Origin of the sequence: Streptomyces sp. ISL-1 (assembly GCF_018614585.1) — a bacterium.
In the GTDB taxonomy this organism is placed as follows: domain Bacteria; phylum Actinomycetota; class Actinomycetes; order Streptomycetales; family Streptomycetaceae; genus Streptomyces; species Streptomyces maoxianensis.
Genome location: NZ_JAGGOI010000023.1, coordinates 215707 through 235351 on the forward strand (window position 1 = coordinate 215707; position 19645 = coordinate 235351).

At 69.1% G+C, this 19645-nt stretch carries 19 protein-coding genes and 1 pseudogene; 10 read left to right on the forward strand and 10 right to left on the reverse strand.

Annotated elements, in window-relative coordinates; genetic code table 11:
- Nucleotides 1-238: 238 nt before the first annotated feature.
- A complete protein-coding gene (locus tag J7E87_RS17750) occupies nucleotides 239-721 on the reverse strand; it encodes a CarD family transcriptional regulator (protein ID WP_050374646.1) in 483 nt (160 codons plus the stop codon).
- A 577-nt stretch (nucleotides 722-1298) separates the two neighbouring features.
- Here J7E87_RS17750 and J7E87_RS17755 point away from each other — a divergent pair.
- Nucleotides 1299-1985 (forward strand): DUF461 domain-containing protein, encoded by a 687-nt coding sequence (locus J7E87_RS17755; protein WP_215095010.1) that lies wholly within the window; start codon nucleotides 1299-1301, stop codon nucleotides 1983-1985.
- 167 nt (nucleotides 1986-2152) lie between these two features.
- Here J7E87_RS17755 and J7E87_RS17760 read toward each other — a convergent pair whose 3' ends face one another.
- Both J7E87_RS17760 and J7E87_RS17765 read right to left on the reverse strand, forming a co-directional pair.
- Nucleotides 2153-2833 carry a response regulator transcription factor gene (locus J7E87_RS17760; protein WP_108149499.1) on the reverse strand — a complete coding sequence of 227 codons (681 nt, stop codon included), beginning with the start codon at nucleotides 2831-2833 and terminating at the stop codon, nucleotides 2153-2155.
- Nucleotides 2830-4101 carry a cell wall metabolism sensor histidine kinase WalK gene (locus tag J7E87_RS17765; protein ID WP_215095012.1) on the reverse strand — a complete coding sequence of 424 codons (1272 nt, stop codon included), beginning with the start codon at nucleotides 4099-4101 and terminating at the stop codon, nucleotides 2830-2832. The genes J7E87_RS17760 and J7E87_RS17765 overlap by 4 nt, the downstream gene beginning before the upstream one ends.
- A 198-nt stretch (nucleotides 4102-4299) precedes the next feature.
- Here J7E87_RS17765 and phoU point away from each other — a divergent pair, with 198 nt between their 5' ends.
- Together phoU and J7E87_RS17775 are read left to right on the forward strand one after the other, a co-directional pair.
- A complete protein-coding gene (phoU, locus tag J7E87_RS17770; RefSeq protein WP_215095014.1) occupies nucleotides 4300-4977 on the forward strand; it encodes a phosphate signaling complex protein PhoU in 678 nt (225 codons plus the stop codon).
- Between the two features lie 113 nt (nucleotides 4978-5090).
- A complete protein-coding gene (locus J7E87_RS17775; protein ID WP_215095016.1) occupies nucleotides 5091-5240 on the forward strand; it encodes a hypothetical protein in 150 nt (49 codons plus the stop codon).
- Between the two features lie 89 nt (nucleotides 5241-5329).
- Here the strand turns inward: J7E87_RS17775 and J7E87_RS17780 are convergent, their stop codons facing one another.
- Nucleotides 5330-6091, reverse strand: coding sequence for a phosphoglyceromutase (locus J7E87_RS17780; protein WP_215095018.1), 762 nt, complete (start codon nucleotides 6089-6091; stop codon nucleotides 5330-5332).
- 122 nt (nucleotides 6092-6213) lie between these two features.
- Between J7E87_RS17780 and J7E87_RS17785 the strand changes: the two genes are divergently transcribed.
- The gene (locus J7E87_RS17785; RefSeq protein ID WP_215095020.1) at nucleotides 6214-7521 is read left to right on the forward strand and encodes an MFS transporter; all 1308 of its coding nucleotides are present in this window, start codon (nucleotides 6214-6216) and stop codon (nucleotides 7519-7521) included.
- Here J7E87_RS17785 and J7E87_RS17790 read toward each other — a convergent pair.
- The 3 genes from J7E87_RS17790 to mshA all read right to left on the reverse strand — a co-directional run bounded on the left by J7E87_RS17790 (nucleotide 7496) and on the right by mshA (nucleotide 11214).
- Nucleotides 7496-9226 (reverse strand): glycoside hydrolase family 55 protein, encoded by a 1731-nt coding sequence (locus J7E87_RS17790; protein ID WP_251017578.1) that lies wholly within the window; start codon nucleotides 9224-9226, stop codon nucleotides 7496-7498. The two genes, J7E87_RS17785 and J7E87_RS17790, sit on opposite strands and share 26 nt — an antisense overlap.
- A 139-nt stretch (nucleotides 9227-9365) precedes the next feature.
- On the reverse strand, nucleotides 9366-9881 hold the full coding sequence (locus J7E87_RS17795; protein WP_215095023.1) for a YbjN domain-containing protein: 516 nt from the start codon (nucleotides 9879-9881) through the stop codon (nucleotides 9366-9368).
- Nucleotides 9874-11214, reverse strand: a complete 1341-nt coding sequence (mshA, locus tag J7E87_RS17800) for a D-inositol-3-phosphate glycosyltransferase (protein ID WP_215095025.1) — start codon at nucleotides 11212-11214, stop codon at nucleotides 9874-9876. Before mshA ends, J7E87_RS17795 begins: the two co-directional genes overlap by 8 nt.
- A 156-nt stretch (nucleotides 11215-11370) precedes the next feature.
- On the opposite strand from mshA, the gene J7E87_RS17805 reads away from it, so the two are divergent.
- The 3 genes from J7E87_RS17805 (at nucleotide 11371) to J7E87_RS17815 (ending at nucleotide 14867) form a co-directional block, all read left to right on the forward strand.
- Nucleotides 11371-12153 (forward strand): class I SAM-dependent methyltransferase, encoded by a 783-nt coding sequence (locus tag J7E87_RS17805; protein WP_215095027.1) that lies wholly within the window; start codon nucleotides 11371-11373, stop codon nucleotides 12151-12153.
- 207 nt (nucleotides 12154-12360) lie between these two features.
- Nucleotides 12361-13419: a C40 family peptidase gene (locus tag J7E87_RS17810; RefSeq protein WP_215095029.1), complete on the forward strand. Its 1059-nt coding sequence runs from the start codon at nucleotides 12361-12363 to the stop codon at nucleotides 13417-13419.
- Between the two features lie 209 nt (nucleotides 13420-13628).
- Entirely contained in the window at nucleotides 13629-14867 is a 1239-nt protein-coding gene (locus J7E87_RS17815; RefSeq protein ID WP_215095031.1) for a PP2C family protein-serine/threonine phosphatase, read from the forward strand.
- Nucleotides 14868-14894: 27 nt separating this feature from the next.
- Here the strand turns inward: J7E87_RS17815 and J7E87_RS17820 are convergent, their stop codons facing one another.
- The 3 genes from J7E87_RS17820 to J7E87_RS17830 form a co-directional block, all read right to left on the reverse strand.
- On the reverse strand, nucleotides 14895-15233 hold the full coding sequence (locus J7E87_RS17820; RefSeq protein WP_215095033.1) for a DUF2516 family protein: 339 nt from the start codon (nucleotides 15231-15233) through the stop codon (nucleotides 14895-14897).
- 232 nt (nucleotides 15234-15465) lie between these two features.
- Nucleotides 15466-16068 carry a hypothetical protein gene (locus J7E87_RS17825; protein ID WP_215095035.1) on the reverse strand — a complete coding sequence of 201 codons (603 nt, stop codon included), beginning with the start codon at nucleotides 16066-16068 and terminating at the stop codon, nucleotides 15466-15468.
- A gap of 33 nt (nucleotides 16069-16101) precedes the next feature.
- A complete protein-coding gene (locus J7E87_RS17830) occupies nucleotides 16102-16539 on the reverse strand; it encodes a helix-turn-helix domain-containing protein (protein ID WP_215095037.1) in 438 nt (145 codons plus the stop codon).
- Between the two features lie 168 nt (nucleotides 16540-16707).
- On the opposite strand from J7E87_RS17830, the gene J7E87_RS17835 reads away from it, so the two are divergent.
- The 3 genes and pseudogenes from J7E87_RS17835 to J7E87_RS17845 all read left to right on the forward strand — a co-directional run bounded on the left by J7E87_RS17835 (nucleotide 16708) and on the right by J7E87_RS17845 (nucleotide 19404).
- The gene (locus J7E87_RS17835) at nucleotides 16708-17625 is read left to right on the forward strand and encodes a GNAT family N-acetyltransferase (protein ID WP_215095039.1); all 918 of its coding nucleotides are present in this window, start codon (nucleotides 16708-16710) and stop codon (nucleotides 17623-17625) included.
- A gap of 301 nt (nucleotides 17626-17926) precedes the next feature.
- Nucleotides 17927-18771 (forward strand): annotated as a pseudogene (locus J7E87_RS17840) (IS5 family transposase).
- Nucleotides 18772-18861: 90 nt separating this feature from the next.
- On the forward strand, nucleotides 18862-19404 hold the full coding sequence (locus J7E87_RS17845; RefSeq protein WP_215095042.1) for a DapH/DapD/GlmU-related protein: 543 nt from the start codon (nucleotides 18862-18864) through the stop codon (nucleotides 19402-19404).
- Nucleotides 19405-19645: the final 241 nt, after the last annotated feature.

Genomic DNA, 19645 nt, shown 5'->3' on the forward strand with positions numbered 1-19645 from the left:
CACAGCGTGCCGGGCGCGACGCCTTGACCGGACCCTTCCGTGACAACTGGTCTGCGCCAGCCGCCCGGGCCCGGCACGCCAAGGGCCGGGGTGTCGTGATTCTGTGAGCAGCGACTTGCTGTGAGCAGCGACGAACAAGTGGAGACAAGTAGAGACGGACATGCCGCAGCGCCCGGCGACAGAACTGTTGTCACAGCATGTCAGCGGGCACCGCGGCATTTTTTGTGCTTTGTGTGCGTCAGGACGCGAGTACCTCGTCGAGCAGAGCCTCGGCCTTGTCTTCGTTGGTGTTCTCCGCGAGAGCAAGCTCGCTCACCAGGATCTGGCGCGCCTTGGCGAGCATCCGCTTCTCACCTGCGGAGAGCCCACGCTCACGCTCGCGACGCCACAGGTCACGCACCACTTCGGCGACCTTGATGACATCGCCGGAGGCGAGCTTCTCGAGATTTGCCTTGTATCGACGGGACCAGTTCGTCGGCTCTTCTGCATACGGTGCCCGCAGCACCTCGAAGACCCGCTCGAGCCCGTCCTGACCGACCACATCGCGTACGCCCACGAACTCCGCATTGTCCGCCGGCACACGAACCGTCAAGTCGCCCTGGGCGACCTTGAGCACCAAGTAGGTCTTGTCCACGCCTTTGATCTGGCGAGTTTCGATGGCCTCAATCAGCGCGGCCCCGTGATGGGGATAGACCACGGTGTCGCCAACCTTGAACGTCATGTGACAGGTACCCCTTCCGTGGCTATCCAGAGTAACACGAGAACCGCTTCTTCTGAATGGCGTTTTCGCAGGTCAGGGCACATCTCGGGGCTTGACAACTGCAACATGAACGTGCTGCGGACGGCTTCCGGAAGGGGGTATTCGCAGGTCGGAGCCGCTGTGCGGGCGGAGAGAAACGCGCACGCTACACACGGCACAACCCCCCTCTGGAGGGATGAACGTCCCGATTTGCCTGGTTCCCAGTGGTGAACTTCCCGTACTCCGTTCGGCGGTCGGTCACCCGTACGGACGGATCCGCGTCGAATCCGGAATTGATCACCGGCGGCTATTCGGTAAGGAATGAGTGGTGCCCCGGGGAATTGATCAACGCCGTTTTGTGAACAGCGCCCGAAACGGCGAGAGCGCGCGGCGGCGGGCGGCCGGGACCGGCGAAGGGGCGGGTCGGGTGCGGGGCGGGCACGGGCGATCGGTAACCTGAGCGCGAACTGACACAGGCTTGGCGGTCCGCGGGCCGGTTGACACGCCAGTTCACCCGCTCGTCCCCAGCCAGTCCGTAGATCCAAGGAGATGCCGCGCCGTGAGCCGCAGCCTTCGACGCGGTGCCCTCGCCGCGACTGCCATCGTGTTCTCGATCGCCTCGCTCGCCGCCTGCGGTGCGGGCAACAACGCGGAGACTCTCAAGGTCAAGCCGGACAACGCCGCGACAGCGGTGGACACCATCAAGATCCAGAACGCGACAGTGATCACTCAGCCGGAGCCGGGCGCCGAAGGCCCCGCGGCCATCTCCGCGACGGTCTTCAACAACAGCTCCACGCAGCAGACGCTCGACGCGATCACGCTGCCGGGGCTGAAGACGCCCGTAAAGCTGTCCCCGGCCCAGGGCTCCGGCCCGATCACCGTGCCGGCCCAGGGCTCGGTGATCCTCGGCGGCGCGGGCAACGCGTCCGCGGTGGTCGAGGGCGGCCGGGAGGCGTCGGAGAACACGGGCGGCGTGCAGGAGGTCGTCTTCCGCTTCAGCGAGACGGGCGACGTGAAGCTGCAGGCGCTCGTGGTGCCGGCGGAGAGCTACTTCACGGGCTACGGCCCGAGCTCGGTGCCGAAGCCGCCGACGCCGGAGGGCGAGGCCTCGGCCACGCCGTCCGGCACCCCGTCCGAGTCGGCCACGGGCCACGCGGGCGCGCCGGGCGAGCCGGGCAACGGCGAATCGGGCGAGCCGGGCACCCCGACGGACTCGTCGTCGGCGTCCCACGGCGCGGGCCACTGACACAGCGGTACGCATACGAGGGCGCCCCGCCAGGTTCTGGCGGGGCGCCCTCGTATGTTGTCCGCTGCTGCCCGCCCGGGGGACGGATGCGTACGGCGCGCACGCCCCTCGAACCTCGAACCGCTCGGCGCCGCGGGCGCGTCACGAAGCGCCGGGACCGGGCCGGTTTACGGCTCGAACTTGTAGCCCAGACCTCGCACCGTCACCAGGTACCGCGGCGCGCCCGGATCCGGTTCGATCTTGGCGCGGAGGCGCTTGACGTGGACGTCCAGCGTCTTGGTGTCGCCCACGTAGTCCGCGCCCCAGACGCGGTCGATCAGCTGCATACGGGTCAGCACCCGGCCCGCGTTGCGCAGCAGCATCTCGAGCAGGTCGAACTCCTTCAGCGGGAGATCGACCTTGCCGCCCGAGACCGTGACGACGTGGCGGTCCACGTCCATCCGGACCGGGCCGGCCTCCAGCGCCGCCGGGGCGACCTCCTCCGGCTCTCCGCGGCGGCGCAGGACCGCGCGGATGCGGGCGACCAGCTCCCGCGAGGAGAAGGGCTTGGTGACGTAGTCATCGGCTCCTATTTCCAGCCCGACGACCTTGTCGATCTCGCTGTCCTTGGCGGTCACCATGATCACCGGGACATTCGAGCGGCCTCGCAGCTGGCGGCACACCTCGGTGCCCGGCAGTCCGGGCAGCATCAGGTCGAGGAGAACGAGGTCGGCGCCATTGCGCTCGAACTCGTCCAGCCCCTCGGGCCCGGTGGTCGCGATCGCGACCTCGAAGCCCTCCTTGCGGAGCATGTAGGACAGGGCGTCGCTGAAGGATTCCTCATCCTCGACGACGAGCACTCGGGTCACGGAAGGACCTCCGGGGCAGGGATTTCGGCGTTCGGATCGGTGTCGTAAGGCCGGTCGTCGTCCTCGTCGACGCGATCCGGTCCGGTTGTTGAACGGTCCCGCACGGCGCCCGCTTCGGGAAGCCGCAGGGTGAATGTGGAGCCCTGGCCCTCGGAGCTCCAAACAGTGACTTCCCCGCCGTGCGAGGCAGCCACATGCTTGACGATGGCCAGGCCCAGGCCGGTGCCCCCGGTGGCCCGGGAGCGGGCGGGGTCGACGCGGTAGAAACGCTCGAAGACCCGCTCGCGGTCCTTCTCGGAGATGCCGATGCCCTGGTCGGTGACTGCGATCTCGATGAGATCCCCGCCGGGCGCGGAGACACGGCGCGCGGATACGCCGACACGGGTGCGGGCCGGCGAGTAGTTGACGGCGTTCTCGACCAGGTTACCGAGGGCGGCGGCGAGCTGGCCGCGGTTGCCCCAGATGTGCAGATCGGCGGTGGATCCCCGGCCGGAGCCCCCCACGGCCATCGTGATCTGTTTGGTGGACGCGGGCTGCCGGGAGCGGTCGATGGCCTCGGCGACCAGTTCGTCCACGCGTACGGGTTCGGCGTCCTCCAGCGGGTTGTCGTTCTGTACCCGGGAGAGGTCGATGAGTTCCTGTACGAGATTGGTGAGCCGGGTCGCCTCGATCTGCATCCGGCCGGCGAAGCGGGTGACCGCCTCGGGGTCGTCCGAGGCGTCCATGACCGCCTCGGAGAGCAGGGAGAGCGCACCGACCGGGGTCTTGAGCTCATGGCTGACGTTCGCGACGAAGTCCCGCCGTACCGCTTCGATCCGGCGGGCCTCGGTGAGGTCCTCGACCAGCAGAAGGACGAGCCGGGAGCCGAGGGGGGCCACCCGGGCGGAGACGGCCAGGGCCTCGCCGCGGCCGGTGCCGCGCCTGGGCAGGTCCAGTTCGACCTGCCGTATCTCGCCGTCTCGACGGGTGTCGCGGGCCATGTGCAGCATCGGCTCGACGGCGAGCTTTCCGCCGCGGACCAGACCGAGGGCGTACGCCGCGGAGCTGGCCTTGACTACGGAGTCGCTCTCGTCGAGTACGACAGCGGAGGAGCGCAGCACGGACAGAACCGTGTCGACGCCAGGCGGCAGCGCGGCGTCGGTGTGCAGGGAAGTGCGGGTGGGTCTCGCCTGGTCGCGTTCGCTCCAGCGGAACGCCAGCATGGCGATGACACCGGTGCACAACCCGGCGATCGCTGCCGCTGCGGCAACCGCCGCGTTCACGTCCATGCACCCAGGTTATGCGTGGTCGCCGAGATGCTCCCAGCCAAACGGGTGGCACCTCGAACAGTCGTCGCCCAGAGTTCACCGAGGGGATAGTGCCGGTTCATTTGCGAGGGAGGCTCTCGACGCGTAACGGACAGAACGTGGGAGCGTGGGGGTCCGAGCCCCACCCGGACCCCGGTCACATCTAGAGAGGGACACCCCATGCGGGACGCGTACCACGAGGAACTGGACTCGATCGGCGAGGGCCTGGTCGAGATGGCCCGGCTGGTCGGGTCGGCGATCGGGCGCGCCACCACGGCCATGCTCGACGCCGATCTCAAGCTCGCCGAGAGTGTGATCGCCGGCGACCAGAAGGTCGACGATCTGCAGCATGACCTGGAGGCACGGGCGATCGCCCTGCTGGCCCGGCAGCAGCCGGTCGCGACGGATCTGCGGATCGTGGTGACCTCGCTGCGGATGAGCGCCGACCTGGAGCGCTCGGGCGACCTGGCCCAGCATGTGGCCAAGCTGGCCCGGCTCCGCTTCCCCGACTCGGCCGTGCCGCACGACCTGCACGCCACCATCCTGGAGATGGGGCAGCTGGCGCAGCGGCTGATGGCCAAGGCGGCCGAGGTCATCATCAGCAAGGACGTCGACCTGGCGCTGCAGCTGGAGACGGACGACGACGAGATGGACCTGCTGCACCGCACGCTCTTCCAGCACCTGATAGACGACCGCTGGAAGCACGGCATCGAGACGGCGGTGGACGTGACGCTGCTCGGCCGCTACTACGAGCGCTTCGCGGACCACGCGGTGTCGGTGGCGAAGCGGGTTGTGTACTTGGTCACGGGCGAGCACGCGGACGAGCTCCAGCCGCCGACACAGGTCGAGGGCGCGTAACCGGCGCGGGGGCCGGCCGGCGGGCCATGCCTCCGCGCGCTGTTGATGCGCCCGCCGCATTGGGCATGGGATGGGCAGAGGCGGCACATCTCGTACGCCCATGAGGAGGGACCATGGCCGAATCCCCCACGACCGAACCTCAGCGGGACACACCTGTTGAAGTGGTGTTCCTGCCCGTCCTCGGCGCCTGCGGCTGCGGCTCGGGCTGTGGCTGCGGCTGCCAGTCGGGCGCGCCCTGCCAGTGCGGTGGCTGCTGCGGCTAGCCGATCATTCGCATGACTGCGTATGGCTTCGTACGCATACGAGAGGGCCCCGTCCTCAACGGACGGGGCCCTCTCGCGTACGTACCGCGCTACTTCTTCTTGCCCTGGTTCTTGACCGCCTCGATAGCCGCCGCCGCGGCCTCCGGGTCGAGGTAGGTGCCGCCCGGCTTGATCGGGTTGAAGTCCCCGTCGAGCTCGTAGAACAGCGGGATGCCGGTGGGAATGTTCAGGCCCGTGATGTCGGAGTCCGAGATGCCGTCGAGGTGCTTGACCAGTCCGCGCAGGCTGTTGCCGTGGGCGGCGACCAGGACCGTGCGGCCGGTCAGCAGGTCCGGGACGATGCCGTCGTACCAGTACGGCAGCATCCGCTCGACGACGTCCTTGAGGCACTCCGTGCGCGGGCGCAGTTCGCTGGGGATCGTCGCGTAGCGCGGGTCGTCGCTCTGCGAGAACTCCGAGCCGTCCTCGATGGGCGGCGGCGGGACGTCGTACGAACGGCGCCACAGCATGAACTGCTCCTCGCCGAACTCGGCCAGGGTCTGCGCCTTGTCCTTGCCCTGAAGTGCGCCGTAGTGACGCTCGTTCAGCCGCCAGGAGCGGTGGACCGGGATCCAGAGACGGTCCGCGGCCTCAAGTGCCAGCTGCGCCGTGCGGATGGCGCGCCTCTGCAGTGAGGTGTGCAGTACGTCGGGGAGCAGGCCGGCGTCCTTCAGCAGCTCACCGCCGCGGACTGCCTCCTTCTCGCCCTTCTCCGTCAGGTTGACGTCCACCCAACCGGTGAACAGATTCTTCGCGTTCCATTCGCTCTCGCCGTGGCGGAGGAGGATCAGCTTGTACGGTGCGTCGGCCATGTGCCCGAGCCTAATAGACGCCGCCGACGGTTGACGGCCGCGTCAATTGACTGGCGGCCGGGACCCCGGCGTATGTAACTTGCGGATGCCTGCCAAGCCACTTACACCCCGGGGGAATCCGTATGTCAGTCGCCGGTCTGAGGCGTGCCGCGAGAGAGAGCGTCTCGGGGCTCCCCCGTGAGTTCTGGTGGCTGTGGACGAGCACTCTGGTCAACCGACTTGGGGCTTTCGTCGCCACCTTCATGGTGCTTTATCTGACCTTGGACGGGGGCTATTCGGCCTCGTACGCGGGACTGGTGGTCGCCCTGCACGGGCTCGGCGGTGTCGTCTCCTCCCTCGGCGGGGGCGTGATGGCCGACCGGCTCGGGCGGCGGCCGACGCTCCTGATCGCGCAGAGTTGGACGGCCGTCTCGGTGGCCGTCCTCGGCTTTATGCACCACCCGGTCTCCATCGCGGCCGTCGCCTTCGTGGTGGGCATGGCGAGCAACGCCTCCCGGCCCGCCGTGCAGGCGATGATGGCCGACATCGTCAGGCCCGAGGACCGGGTTCGGGCCTTCTCGCTCAACTACTGGGCGATCAACCTGGGGTTCGCCATCTCGTCGGTGGCCGCGGGCTTCATCGCCGAGTACAGCTATCTCGCGGGCTTTCTGGGCGAGGCCGCGATGACGCTGATCTGCGCGGTCGTCGTCTTCGTCAAGCTTCCGGAGTCGCGGCCCGAGCGGGCGACGGCGGCCGGGCCTGCCGAGCCGGAGATCGGCATGGGGACCGTGCTGCGCGACAGGCGGTTCATGAGCGTCGTCGGGCTTTCGTTCCTCATCGCGCTGATCTTTATGCAGGGGTACATCGGGCTGCCGCTGGCGATGGGCGCGGACGGCTTCTCCAGCTCGGACTTCGGCATGGCGATCGCCGTCAACGGCGTACTGATCGTCGCCCTGCAGATCCCCGTCACCCGCTTCATCGAGCACCGCGACCCGCGCCGGCTGCTGATCATCTCCTCACTGCTCGCCGGGTACGGCTTCTGGCTCACCACATTCGCCGGGTCGATCGGCATGTACGCGCTGACCGTCTGCGTCTGGACGCTCGCCGAGATCGTCAACGCGCCCACCCAGACCGGACTTGTGGTGCGGCTGTCGCCGCTGCACGCCCGGGGCCGCTACCAGGGCATGCACACCATGTCCTGGTCGGTTGCGGCTCTGGTCGCCCCGCTGCTGGCCGGCTTTGTCATCGACCGGTTCGGCGCGCAGTGGCTGTGGGGCGTGTGCGCGGTGCTGGGGACGGTTGCCGGGCTCGGATACTGGCTGCTGATGCGCGCGCTGCCCGCGGAGACCGAGCGCAAGGACGTGGCGGCCGAGGACGAGCCGGCATGGGAAGACCGGGTGCCGGGTGAGCCGGTACGGGACGTGGTCACTCCGCCGGCTGCCGTTCGGTAGGCACCGCCTCCTGCCGCACCCGCGTGATGCGCAGCGCCCGCTGGGCCTCGTACAGGTTGCGGGGGTGTACGGCGCCGGGTGCGCCGTATGCCTCCAGGCGGGAGCTGAGGCTCCCCTTGAAGTCCGGGACGTCGATCTGGTCGAACTCGCGGACCGTGGAAATGGCCACGGTCGCGCTGTAGGGCGCGATCTCGTCGATCTTGATCAGTCCGGCGCGCTCATTGGTGACGGTGACATTCCAGTGGGTGAAGCGAGCGCCGTAGAGGGGGCCGGCGGAGGCGTCGCCGCCGTGGCGGCCGTTGTTGTTCACGGTGATCTCGGTGCGGACGCCCGCGAACGGCATCCCCCGGTGGGTGTCGAAGGTGCCCATCTCCATCCGGCCGCGCGACCAGACGTTGTAGCTGGACAGGCCTTCCACGTTGATGCCGTGGAGCTGCGTGTTCGCGGGCGCCTCGGCAGTGCGCTGCGCGATGGTGAAGTCCTCGATGAGGTTGTCGTGCGAGCCCTCGCGGCAGAAGTACGGGTGGTGCGAGCCACGGCCCTCGACGCGGGTGCGGCGCAGGGTGCAGGCGGAGGCGGCGACCAGGCCGAAGCCGTTGTCGACGTGCCGGACGGTGATGTCGTCGGCCCAGCAGTCAAACGCGCACTGGAAGGTGACGCCGTTGTACCCCTTGTCCAGGAGGTGCTGGGACTGCGGGGTCTCGACGGCTTCGAGGGTGAGCCCTTCGACGCCGGAGCCGGTGAGCGGGGTTACGAGGGTGGTGATTCTCGGGTCCCATTCGGGGCGTACGTCGAGGGGCAGCGGCCGCTCGAAGGTGACCGTGTTCCGCTTCACGGCTGTGATGCGCACGGGCCATTCGTAGGGAACGTACGAGGTCAGCTTGGTCTTGTCGTCCCAGACGTACGCCTCGGGGCCCGCGCCGCCGCCCGCCATGTGCTCGAGCAGAGTGTGGCCGGCGTCGTCCGCGAGGCGGAGCGTGACGAGCTGTCCCGGGCGCAGCCGGGAGGCGTCGGAGACGGTGACGGACCAGTCACCGCGGCTCGCGGGCCGGACGGTGGCCAGGGTGCGCCACTCGTCGCGCTTGTTGCCGGTCCAGCCCTCGAAGGGCCATGCCTTGGCCTTGATGGCGTCGGTGAGGCTGTTCCAACGCGCCTGCGGGCACAGCCAGATGAGGCCGCCGGCCCAGGACCAGGAGGACTTGTCGCCGCCGTAACGGCTGCCGTACGGGCCGATGAGCTCGGTGAGATTCTTTGTGGCGTACAGCGTGGTGCGGGCGCTGCCTGCGCCGCGGAGGACGACGTTGCTGTGGCCGATCCGGATGACGTCGTCGACGCGGTAGGTGCCGGCGGGGATGAGGATCGTGCCGCCGCCGCGTTCGCCTGCAGCGGCGACGGCACGGTTGATCGCGGGGGCGGCGTCGGCGGAGCCGTCCGGCTTCGCCCCGTACGCAAGGACGTTGGCGACGACGGGCCGGCGGGGGAAGCTCTTGGCACCGCGTCGCTGTCCGGCCCGTCCCACGTACGGGATCTGGGGGTGGCTGAAGGGCGCGCGGCGGAACTCGGCCCACAAGGGCGAGGTGGCTTTCCGCTCACCGGCGGCCGCGGTTTTGGCGCCGGTGATGCCGCCCGCGACGCAGGCCGCCGCGACGGCTGTGGCACTGCCGAGCAGACTCCGTCTGCTGATGGCGCGTTGACCGTTCTCCATGAGCTCGCCTTCCATGGATGTGAACTGCGTTCAGGTGTGCGTCGGCGGCGAGCATGCCACGAGCCCGCGGCGCACGGAAGGGGTCGTGCAGCGGCGAGCCGTAAGGTAACCGGGCCTGAGTCCGGGGCAGTTGGCCGGGTCAGTTGGGCGGGTGCTGAGTCAGATTTGTGAACGCATCCAGGTTGCGCGTCGATTCGCCCCGCGACACCCGCCACGCGTACTCCTTGCGGATCGCGCTCGCGAAGCCCAGCTCCAGCAGTGTGTTGAAGGAGCCGTCCGCCGCCTCCAGGACGGTGCCCAGCAGACGGTCCAGTTCTTCCGGGGTGACCACGGACAGCGGGAGCCTGCCGACCAGGTAGATGTCGCCGAGCCGGTCGATCGCGTAACTCACCCCGTACAGACGCAGGTTGCGCTCGAGCAGCCAGCGGTGGACCGCCGCGTCGTTCTCGTCCGGGTGGCGGATCACAAAGGCGTTGATGGACAGCGAGTGCCTGCCGACAAGCAGCGAGCAGGTCGTCGACAGCTTGCGGGTGCCGGGGAGTTTGACCACGTACGAACCGGGGTCCGGGCTCTCCCAGTCGAGCTCCGCGTCCTTCAGGGTGCGCTCGATGACCTGCGCGGCCTGCTGTACCGCGGTCTGCTGTACGTCAGCCATGGTGCGAGCGTACCTGTCGCCGGTGTTCGTACATCGCCGCCGTGTAGACGTCCGCCGTCGCCGACGCCGCCGTGTCCCAGCCGAAGGACTGGGCGTGCCGGGCGGCCGCCGCGCCCATGCGGGCGGCGAGGGCCGGGTCGGCGAGGAACCGCTGCAGGGCGGCCGCGTAGTCCGCCGGGTTGTGACCCTGGACCAGGATGCCTGTCAGCTCGTCGCGCACCGCCACCGGAAGGCCTCCGACGGCGGCCGCCACCACGGGCGTGCCGACCGCCTGGGCCTCGATCGCCACCAGGCCGAAGGATTCGCTGTACGAGGGCATGACCAGCGTGGACGCGGCCCGGAACCAGTCCGCGAGCCGGTCCTGGCCGACCGGCGGCTGGAAGTGGACGAGGTCCGCGATGCCGAGGCGGGCGGCCAGCTTCTGCAGGCCCTCCGGCTTGGCGAGGCCGCTGCCGCTCGGGCCTCCGACGATCGGCACGAAGAGCCGCGAGCGCAGCGAGGGGTCCTTCTCCAGCAGCAGGGCGACCGCGCGGAGCAGGATGTCGGGGGCCTTCAGGGGCTGGATGCGGCCCGCGAAGAGTGGCACGAAGGCGTCCTGGGGCACGCCGAGCCGGGCCCGCGCGGCGGCGCGCCCGTCAGCCGGCCGGAAGCGGTCCAGGTTCACGCCGGGGTGCACGACCGCGACCTTCGCCGGGTCGGCGTCGTAGAAGCGGACGAGCTCGTCGGCCTCCTCCGCGGTATTCGCGATCAGCCGGTCCGCGGCCCTGACTATCTGCGTCTCGCCGATGACGCGGGACGCCGGCTCGGGTGTGTCGCCCTCGGCGAGCGCGGCGTTCTTGACCTTGGCCATGGTGTGCATGGCGTGCACGAGCGGGACGCCCCACCGCTCGGCCGCGAGCCAGCCGACATGGCCGGAGAGCCAGTAGTGGGAGTGGACCAGGTCGTAGTGGCCGGGGCGGTGGCCGGCCCATGCCCGCATCACGCCGTGTGTGAAGGCGCACAGCTGGGCGGGGAGCTCTTCCTTGGCGAGGCCTTCGTAGGGCCCGGCCTCGACATGGCGTACGAGTACGCCGGGAGCCAGCTCCACGACCGGGGCCAGCCCGCCCTCGGTCGCCCGCGTGAAGATCTCGACCTCGATGTCGATGGCCGCGAGGCGCTTGGCGAGCTCGACGATGTAGACGTTCATGCCGCCCGCGTCGCCCGTCCCCGGCTGGTGCAGCGGGGAGGTGTGGACGCTGAGCATGGCGATTCGGCGCGGCTTGCGATGGCCGCCGGGGAACCTGATGCGTGGAGCCACCAGACCGCTGCCGAGGCGGGAGACGTACTGGCTCACGTCGAGAGTCCTCCTCGTTCCGGGCACGGCAAACTGCGGAAGCAGTCTTCCGACAGCTGACAACAGCGGACTCTTCCCTTCCATTTCCCGAGCCCTCCCGCTTTGCCAAATCATTGCCTTCCGGCCGTCGTGTCGCGAGCGCATACCCTCGCTTCCATGAACCGCCCCGTAGGCACCGCGACCCGCGGGACGACCAACCCCAACCGACTGCGCCGCATGGACCGCTGGATCGCGGCCACCCACGGGCCCGCACTGCGCCGCAGCGAGGCGCCCGTCGCCGTCGATCTCGGCTACGGCGCCGCCCCCTGGACCGCCCTGGAACTGCTCCAGCGACTGCGCACCGCCGACCCCCGCTGCGAGGTCGTCGGCATCGAGATCGACCCGGCGCGCGTTACCGCGGCGAAGCCGTACGAGCGCGAAGGACTCGGCTTCCGGCACGGCGGCTTCGAGGTCCCACTCCCGGCACGGCCGACGCTGATCCGGGCCGCCAATGTGCTGCGGCAGTACGACGAGCGCGAGGTCGCCGCCGTCTGGGCGCGGCTCCGCGCGCGCCTCGCACCCGGCGGGCTGCTGGTCGAGGGCACCTGCGACGAGATCGGGCGGCGGCACGTGTGGGTCGCGCTGGGCCCGGAAGGGCCGCGGACGGTCACCTTCGCGACCCGGCTCGGTTCGCTGGAGCGACCCTCCGACCTGGCGGAACGCCTACCCAAGGCGCTGATCCACCGCAATGTGCCGGGCGAGCCGGTGCACGCCTTCCTGCGGGACTTCGACCGGGCGTGGGCGGCGGCGGCTCCATACGCCTCACTGGGCGCCCGGCAGCGCTGGATCAAGGCAGCGGGGGACCTGGCCGGCGACTGGCCGGTGACGGACTGCCGCCGGCGGTGGCGGCAGGGGGAAGTCACGGTGAACTGGGCCGCACTCGCACCCAATTCCGTCTGAACAGGCGCGAACGAGGGAACGCGGAAGGCGCGTTGTTCGTCCCTGACGAGTGGGATTGATCGGCCGATCGGCAGAGACCTGCCGGGCGGCCCTGTCACTTTCGCGGACGTCGTGGCACCATCGCGACGTCATCCGTAAGTTACTGACGGTAAATCATATTTAGCTGTTCTGGCGCTCGTACGGAGTGCGGAGTCCGGAGGGGAAGTCGTGAACCGACGTCGCTGTGCCACTGCCGCGATCACTTTGGTCTGCGCACTGACCGTGCTGGCGTCACCCGGCCAGGCCTTCGCGGCCCCCGGGCCCCCGCCGCCGGCCGGCCAGGGTGTGCCGAAGAAGACGCTGGAACAGGTGCGCCTGGAGCTCGACTCGCTCTACCGCAAGGCGTCTTCCGCGACCGACGCGTACAACCTCGCCGAGGAGCAGGCCGACAAGCAGTCGGCCGAGATCGTCAGGCTGGCGCAGGAGATCGTGAAGGGCCAGGCCCGTATCGACGACCTCAAGAACCGCGTCGGCGCCACCGCCCGCGCCCAGTACCGCGGCGGCGGGCTGCCGCCCGAGGCGCAGTTGGTACTCACCGACGACCCGCAGCTCTTCCTGGACGGGGCCGGCAGGATCCAGCAGGGCCAGAAGGCGACCAGGGATCTCCTGGGCGAACTGACCAGGACACAGGCCGACTTGGCGGCGTACTCCAAGGACGCGAGCGCCCAGTGGCGGAAGCTGGAAGCCAACCGCCTCAAGCAGGCCAAGGCCAAGAAGGAGATCAACGACCGGATCGCCGCGGCCAAGAAGATCGAGGACCGGCTGGAGAAGCAGGAGCGCGAGCGGCTGCTCCAGCTCGAGCAGCAGGCGCAGTACAACGCGCAGACCGCGTGGCTGAGCACCGGCGCGCTCAAGGACGTCAACAGCAAGGCGAGCGCGCAGGGCAAGAAGGCGATCCGGTTCGCGACGCAGCAGATCGGCAAGCCGTATGTGTGGGGCGCGGAGGGTCCGGGGTCCTACGACTGCTCGGGGCTCACGTCACAGGCATGGGCGGCCGCGGGACGCGGCATCCCGCGCACCTCGCAGGAGCAGTGGCGGCTGCTGCCCCGGATCGCCGTGAAGGACATGCGGCCGGGCGACTTGATCATCTACCACGCGGACGCCAGCCATGTGGGGATGTACATCGGCGACGGCGCTATCGTGCACGCCCCCCGGCCGGGGCGGAATGTGACGATTACGGGCGCGGGCTCGATGGCGATTCTCGGAGTCGTACGCCCCGACAAGTGACGCAGATGACTCGAGTGACGTTCGTCATGGCCGCCTTCAGGGCTGATGGGGCAAGTACCTCCCCATGCGCGGCATATGACAGCGACTCTTTGCGGTACTCCGTGTCGTACGCCATTCCGCTCCGCTGCCGGTACCGCTAGTGTCCTCGTCCGGTGGGGCGTCGAACGTCGCTCGACTGCCCTCGGGGGGAGGGAAGGAAGACCAGTCACATGCCCGTACCTGTACCGCGGCAGCGGACAGCCTCCGTCGCGGCCCCCGCCCATGGGAGCACCAACGGCGGCGACCTCACCCTCCTGGTGATCGAGGACGACCCGGCGGGCACCTTCACCGTCCCCGAGCTGCTCGACGGCGCCGGGACCCGGGTCCGTATCCGCAGCGCCCGCAATCTCACCGAGGCGGAGCGGCTGCTCACGGACGACATCCACTGCATCCTCGTGGACCTGGCGCTGCCCGGCGCCGGCGATGAGGAGCTCGCCCCGCTCCAGCACGTGCTGCGGCTCGCGCCGCGCCATGCGGTCCTCGCCCTGACCACATCGGGGGACGCCGAGCGCGCCGCCGAGGCGGTACGGCTGGGAGCCCAGGACCATCTGTTCCGCGACGAGCTCGACGAACGGCTGCTGAGCCGCGCCATCCGGTACGCCGTCGAGCGCAAGCGCGCGGATGTGACCCAGGTCAAACTCGCCGAGTCCCGGCTGCGCGCCCAGGAGAACGCCCGCCTGGAGCGCGGGCTGCTGCCCACCCCCCTGCTCGAGGGCTCGAATCTGCGGTTCTCGGCGCGCTACCGGCCGGGCCGGTCGCGGGCGCTGCTCGGCGGCGACTTCTACGACACGGTCCGCACCCCGGACGGCACGGTCCACGCGATGATCGGCGACGTCTGCGGGCACGGCCCGGACGAGGCGGCACTCGGCGTCGAGCTGCGCATCGCCTGGCGGGCCCTGACGTTCGCGGGCCTGTGCGGCGACGAGCTGCTCTCCACGCTCCAGCAGGTCCTGGAGCACGAACGGGAGAGCGAGGAGATCTTCGCGACGCTCTGCACGGTCGACATCGCGCCGGACGGCAGGCGGGCCGGGCTGTGCCTGGCGGGCCACCCCGCGCCGCTGATCGCCCGGCCCGGGCGGGCGGCGAGGCTGCTCCCGTACGAGGACGGCGGCCCGGCGCTCGGCCTGCTGCAGCGGGCCCGCTGGCCGCGCCGCCAGGTGGAGCTGGGCGGCGCGTGGAGCCTGATGATGTACACGGACGGGCTGATCGAGGGCCGTCAGGGGCCGGGCGAGAAGCAGCGCCTCGGCCAGGACGGGATGGTCGAGATGATCAATCGGCAGCTGGCCGCGGGGCTGGACGGCGAGGCGCTGCTGGAGGCGGCGGTCGCGGAGGTGCGCGAGCTGAACGGCGGGGAGCTGACGGACGACGTGGCCGTGCTGCTGCTCAGCAGAAACGATTCACGGAGCTAACGCGCCCGGACCTGGACCCGGGCCGGGCTACCGGCCGCCGTTGTACGGACCGTAAGGACCGTCACTGCTGGAGCCGCCGCCCTTGCGGCCGCCGCCGGAGACCTGCTTGATGGCGGGCCGCACGTCCACGAAGAAGACGATCGTGGCGATCAGCCCCGCGATCGACAGGAACAGCACCGATACGAACAGGTTCACCGCGACCGTGATGCCGAGGATGATCAGCCAGAAGGACTTCTTCTGCTTGCCGGCGGCGCGGTAGGCGTCCTCGCGGGCCAGGGCGGCCATGACGAAAGCGGCCACGGAGGAGACGAGGAAGACCAGGTCGAGCACCAGCCATAGGCCGAGGTCGAATCCCGCACGCAACATGCTGAGCACCGCCTAAGAAGTGGTTTCGTAGCGCCTCGCGGCCAAGCTACCGGGAGAACGCGCCGGGCACCCCGAAAGGTGCCCGGCCCGTCCGCTCGGTACTGGCCTACCCAGCACGGGCCTGCTTGGCACGGGCCTGCTGGTACCGGCCTGCCTGGCACTGGCCTGCCTGGCACTGGCCTGCTCGGCACGGGCCTGCTGGCACTGGCCTGCCTGGCACTGGCCTCCCGGCCTACTTGGCCGGGGGGGTGACCTTCTTCGCCACGGGCTTGCGGGGCGACGTGGACGGCGTGGCCTTGCGGGCGGCCGGAGGAGCGGGCTTCTTCGTCTCGGCCTTGGCCTCGGCCGGCTTCTCCTCGGCCTTCGGCGCCGCCTTCCCGGCCGGGGGCTCGACGGCGACGGCAATCTCGGCGATCTCGTCGGCCGCCTCGCCACGCCACGACCTCACGGTCTGCTCGCCGTGCTCGGCGACCTTCTCGTACGCCTCACGAGCCTTGACGGCATACTCGGCGGCCACGCCGACACCGCGCAGCGCGAAGTCCTGAGCGCTCTCGCCCAGCTTCTTCAGGTCGGTGTCGAAGGTCTCGAGCACCTCGGTGACCTTGGCCTGAACGGTGGCCTGGGCCTCCTTGGCCTGGATGGTCACCTTCTCCTGCACGACCTTGGGGTCGGCGTTGCGTACGGCCTCGATACGGCTCGGGGCCTCGGCCTTGAGCTGCTCGATCAGCGCGGGAACCTTCTTCGCCTGCTGGACGGCGAGGTCGGCCGTGCCGGCCGCGAAGTAGAGGGGGGTCGGGTCGGTGAGGGTCTTACGCAGGTCATCGGTGATGGCCATGACTGTGGGTCCTCCCGGATCGCACGTCGGTGTTCAGGCTGAGGGTTGGTCGGCGTCACTGCCGTCGGCCGTGCGGGGGCCGTCGTCGTCGGCACCCATTCCAGATGCATCCGTGCCGCTCACATCTATGCCGTTCTCCTTGCGGAAGGACTCGTAGATCTGCAGCAGCACTTGCTTCTGCCGCTCGTTGATCGAGGGGTCGGCGAGGATGACGGCGCGCGTCTCCAGCTCGTCCCGCTCCCGCTCATCGAGAATCCCGGCCCGCACGTACAGCGTCTCGGCGGAGATCCGCAGGGCCTTGGCGACCTGCTGCAGCACTTCCGCGCTCGGCTTGCGCAGCCCGCGCTCGATCTGGCTCAGATACGGATTGGACACCCCGGCGGCATCGGCGAGCTGCCGGAGCGAGAGCTGCGCGGTGCGCCGCTGCTCGCGCAGGTACTCGCCGAGATTGCCGACGTTGAGTGATGCCATGCCTTGATGGTGCACCAGGCGTGCTAACTATTGCAAGCAGGTGCTTGCAATAGTGTGCCAAGGCACATGTGACACAGCACCGACTGAGCTGATGCACCAGGCATGACGACGAATCACGTCTCCGGGCATACGCATTCCCCGCAGCGGGCACAGCGGGGATCATGAAGTATGCGCCCAGATGACTGGCACCTCACCGAAGACGTCGACGACTTTCTCGCCCGAGCCGGAGACTTCCTGCGCTCCCGGCCCGGCCCGCACGTCATGCAGCTGACCTGGGCCGAAAGAGTGCGAGCGCGTGGGGCGGAGGCGTTCGGCACTGAGGCTCCTGTCTTCGGCGTGCTGGAGCGAGCAGGCGAGGTCCACGCCACCTTCTACCGCCTCCCGCCCCATGGTTTCGGCCTCTCCCCGCTCACGCCTGAGCAGGCCGACTCCCTCGCCGCCCGCCTGGCCACCCTCGGGCACTCCCTTTCCCGCGCCAGCGCGGACCACGGCACGGCCACCGCTTTCGCCGAGGCATGGCAGCGGCACACCGGGGCGACGTCGAAACTCCGCGACACGCAACTGCGTCTGTATCGCCTCGGCACGCTCACGCCACCGGAGCCGCTGCCGACGGGCCGTGGCCGCGTCCTGGGCGAGCAGGACCTTGAGCAAGTCATTTTCTGGTGCGGCGAGTTCGCCAAGGCCGTCGGGGAGGACGTTTCCATCGACGCCGACACGTGGGCCGACACCCGCTTCGCCGACAAGCGCTACACAATTTGGGAGACCCCGGACGGTACCCCTGTCTCTTTCGCGGGCATGAACCCGATGATCGGCGGCCAGATCCAGGTGGACATCGTCTACACCCCCGCCCACCTGCGCGGGCACGGCTACGCGGGCGCCGTGACGGCAGAGGTGAGCAGGGCCGCGCTGGCCGCGGGCGCGAGGGACGTCGTCCTGTTCGCGGATCTGTCCAACCCCACCAGCAACGCCCTCTACCAGCGCCTCGGCTATCGCACGCTCACCGACTGGGCGGTGTACGACTTCGCGTATGCCGAACCGGAAGTCAGCCAGGAAGGCGACAGGCAAGCGGACCGCGCCATCAGATGACCTCGCCCGCCGAGACCTGACCCTGCTCTTCATCCACGAATTAGCGGCGCAGGATGAGAAACACCTACTGAGAGGTCGTTTTCATCTCTAGCACCCTGATTCATTCGGGTTTGCGAGGTGTTCGAATGCGGTGCTGGTGTGGCGCCTCATGGTTTTGAGCCGTGAGAGCCGGATGGTGTGACGCAGGGGGCAGCAGGCGGCTTGCGCCTGTCTCATCCCATGACGCCCGGTCCGCGGCCGTGCTTCCGCGGTCGCGAGCGCACGCCTGGGCGCACTCGATCCCGGGCGGTATGCCGAGGTCATGACCGAACGTCTTCCGTACCCAAGTGATCTGTCCGATGCCCGCTGGGAGTTGATCGAGCCGGTCCTGGCGGCCTGGTGCTACGAACGCCATGGCCGGGCCCTGGGCTTCGGCCGTCCACCCGAGCACGACCTGCGCGAGATCATGAACGCGATCCTGTACGTGGACCGCACCGGGGTGCAGTGGCGCTATCTGCCACACGACTTCCCGAACTGGAACACCGTCTACGGCTACTTCGCCAAGTGGCAGAAGAACGGCATCTTCGCCCAGCTCAACGGTCTGCTGCGGGAGTTGGTGCGCGAGCAGGAGGGCCGAACACCGAACCGTCCGCCTGTCTGGTCGATGCGCAGAGCGTGAAGACCGCCCCCAGCGTTCCCGTCACGAGTCAGGGTACCGACGCGGGGAAGAAGATCGTGGGCAGGAAGCGCAGCATCATGACCGACACGCTCGGGCTTCTCCTCGCGGTCCTGGTCACCGCGGCCAGTGTCCAGGACTCCGTGGCCGGGACCCAACTGCTCGACCGGGCCGCCCCCGACCACCCCGGCCTGCGCAAAGTCTGGGTCGACGGCGGCTACCGCAAGTACTTCGTCGAGCACGCCGCCACCCTCGGCATCGACATGGAGGTCACCACCCGCACCCCGGGAACCAGGAGGTTCACCCCTTTGCCGAAGCGCTGGGCCGTGGAGCGGACCTATGGCTGGCTGATGTTGAACCGGCGCCTGGCCCGCGACTACGAGACCCTCCCGGCCCGCTCCGAAGCCGTGACCCACCTCGCCATGACCGACCTGATGGCCCGCCGCCTCACCGGCGAGAGCACCATCTCCTGGCGCGACCCGACACCCTGAACCAGAAATCCTATTCCGGGATGAAGTGCTGGGAGGGAAGATCGCTGACGGGATCTTGTCCAGTTTGCGTACACGAGAAAGGATCGTGGCATGTCCAGCGACCGTCTCATGCGTATCCACAGCGACGAGTTCCAGGCCATGGCCGAGAGGGTCCTGCGGGTCACCGAGCTCACCTCCCGCCTGAATGTCCTGCCCTTCGAGGCCGAAGCGGGCAAGGCCGAACTGTTGGAACAGATCCTCGGCAGGCCGCTGCCGCCGAGAGTCACGATCTATCCGCCCTTTTATACGGACCACGGTCTCCACCTCGACCTCGCCGAGCGCGTGTTCATCAACCAGAACTGCACGTTCCTGGACTACGCCGGCATCCGGCTCGGTGAGCGCGTGATGGTCGGCCCGAAGGTCACGTTCATCACCAGCGGCCACCCGGTCGATCCCGAAGAGCGGCGGCTGTACCTCACCGGCGCGCCCATCGATGTTGCAGAGAACGTGTGGATCGGCGCCGGTGCCACGATCCTGCCCGGCGTCAGCATTGGCCGTGATGCCGTGATCGCCGCTGGCGCTGTCGTTGCCGATGACGTTCCACCGGCAAGCCTGGTGACCGGCACCAAAGCCACCGTGCACCGACGGTGGTGACGGCCTCTCCGAAGCCCCACCAACCGCCGATTCCGGGATGAAACTACGGGAGAAAACGACCTCTGAGCTCACCACAATCCCGGCGACCACAACCCGTCGGGACTGCGAGAGCACGGCCCGCCTACCGGGACTTGAGTGAGACACGCCGACGCATCCCGTCTCGCTCAAGTCCGGGCACCGCAGGTCAGCGCAGCATGATGCCCGGACTCATCTGACACAGGACAACCAGCGTCCGCGGCAA

Excerpts from the sequence above, each read along its gene's own strand:
- J7E87_RS17805 (WP_215095027.1), top strand. The coding sequence starts at position 11,371 with ATGAACCGCCCCGTAGGCACCGCGACCCGCGGGACGACCAACCCCAAC.
- J7E87_RS17765 (WP_215095012.1), bottom strand. The coding sequence starts at position 4,101 with ATGGACGTGAACGCGGCGGTTGCCGCAGCGGCAGCGATCGCCGGGTTG.
- J7E87_RS17835 (WP_215095039.1), top strand. The coding sequence starts at position 16,708 with ATGCGCCCAGATGACTGGCACCTCACCGAAGACGTCGACGACTTTCTC.
- phoU (WP_215095014.1), top strand. The coding sequence starts at position 4,300 with ATGCGGGACGCGTACCACGAGGAACTGGACTCGATCGGCGAGGGCCTG.
- J7E87_RS17815 (WP_215095031.1), top strand. The coding sequence starts at position 13,629 with ATGCCCGTACCTGTACCGCGGCAGCGGACAGCCTCCGTCGCGGCCCCC.
- J7E87_RS17780 (WP_215095018.1), bottom strand. The coding sequence starts at position 6,091 with ATGGCCGACGCACCGTACAAGCTGATCCTCCTCCGCCACGGCGAGAGC.
- J7E87_RS17790 (WP_251017578.1), bottom strand. The coding sequence starts at position 9,226 with ATGGAGAACGGTCAACGCGCCATCAGCAGACGGAGTCTGCTCGGCAGT.
- J7E87_RS17785 (WP_215095020.1), top strand. The coding sequence starts at position 6,214 with ATGTCAGTCGCCGGTCTGAGGCGTGCCGCGAGAGAGAGCGTCTCGGGG.
- J7E87_RS17845 (WP_215095042.1), top strand. The coding sequence starts at position 18,862 with ATGTCCAGCGACCGTCTCATGCGTATCCACAGCGACGAGTTCCAGGCC.
- J7E87_RS17820 (WP_215095033.1), bottom strand. The coding sequence starts at position 15,233 with ATGTTGCGTGCGGGATTCGACCTCGGCCTATGGCTGGTGCTCGACCTG.
- J7E87_RS17750 (WP_050374646.1), bottom strand. The coding sequence starts at position 721 with ATGACGTTCAAGGTTGGCGACACCGTGGTCTATCCCCATCACGGGGCC.
- J7E87_RS17825 (WP_215095035.1), bottom strand. The coding sequence starts at position 16,068 with ATGGCCATCACCGATGACCTGCGTAAGACCCTCACCGACCCGACCCCC.
- J7E87_RS17775 (WP_215095016.1), top strand. The coding sequence starts at position 5,091 with ATGGCCGAATCCCCCACGACCGAACCTCAGCGGGACACACCTGTTGAA.
- J7E87_RS17795 (WP_215095023.1), bottom strand. The coding sequence starts at position 9,881 with ATGGCTGACGTACAGCAGACCGCGGTACAGCAGGCCGCGCAGGTCATC.
- J7E87_RS17830 (WP_215095037.1), bottom strand. The coding sequence starts at position 16,539 with ATGGCATCACTCAACGTCGGCAATCTCGGCGAGTACCTGCGCGAGCAG.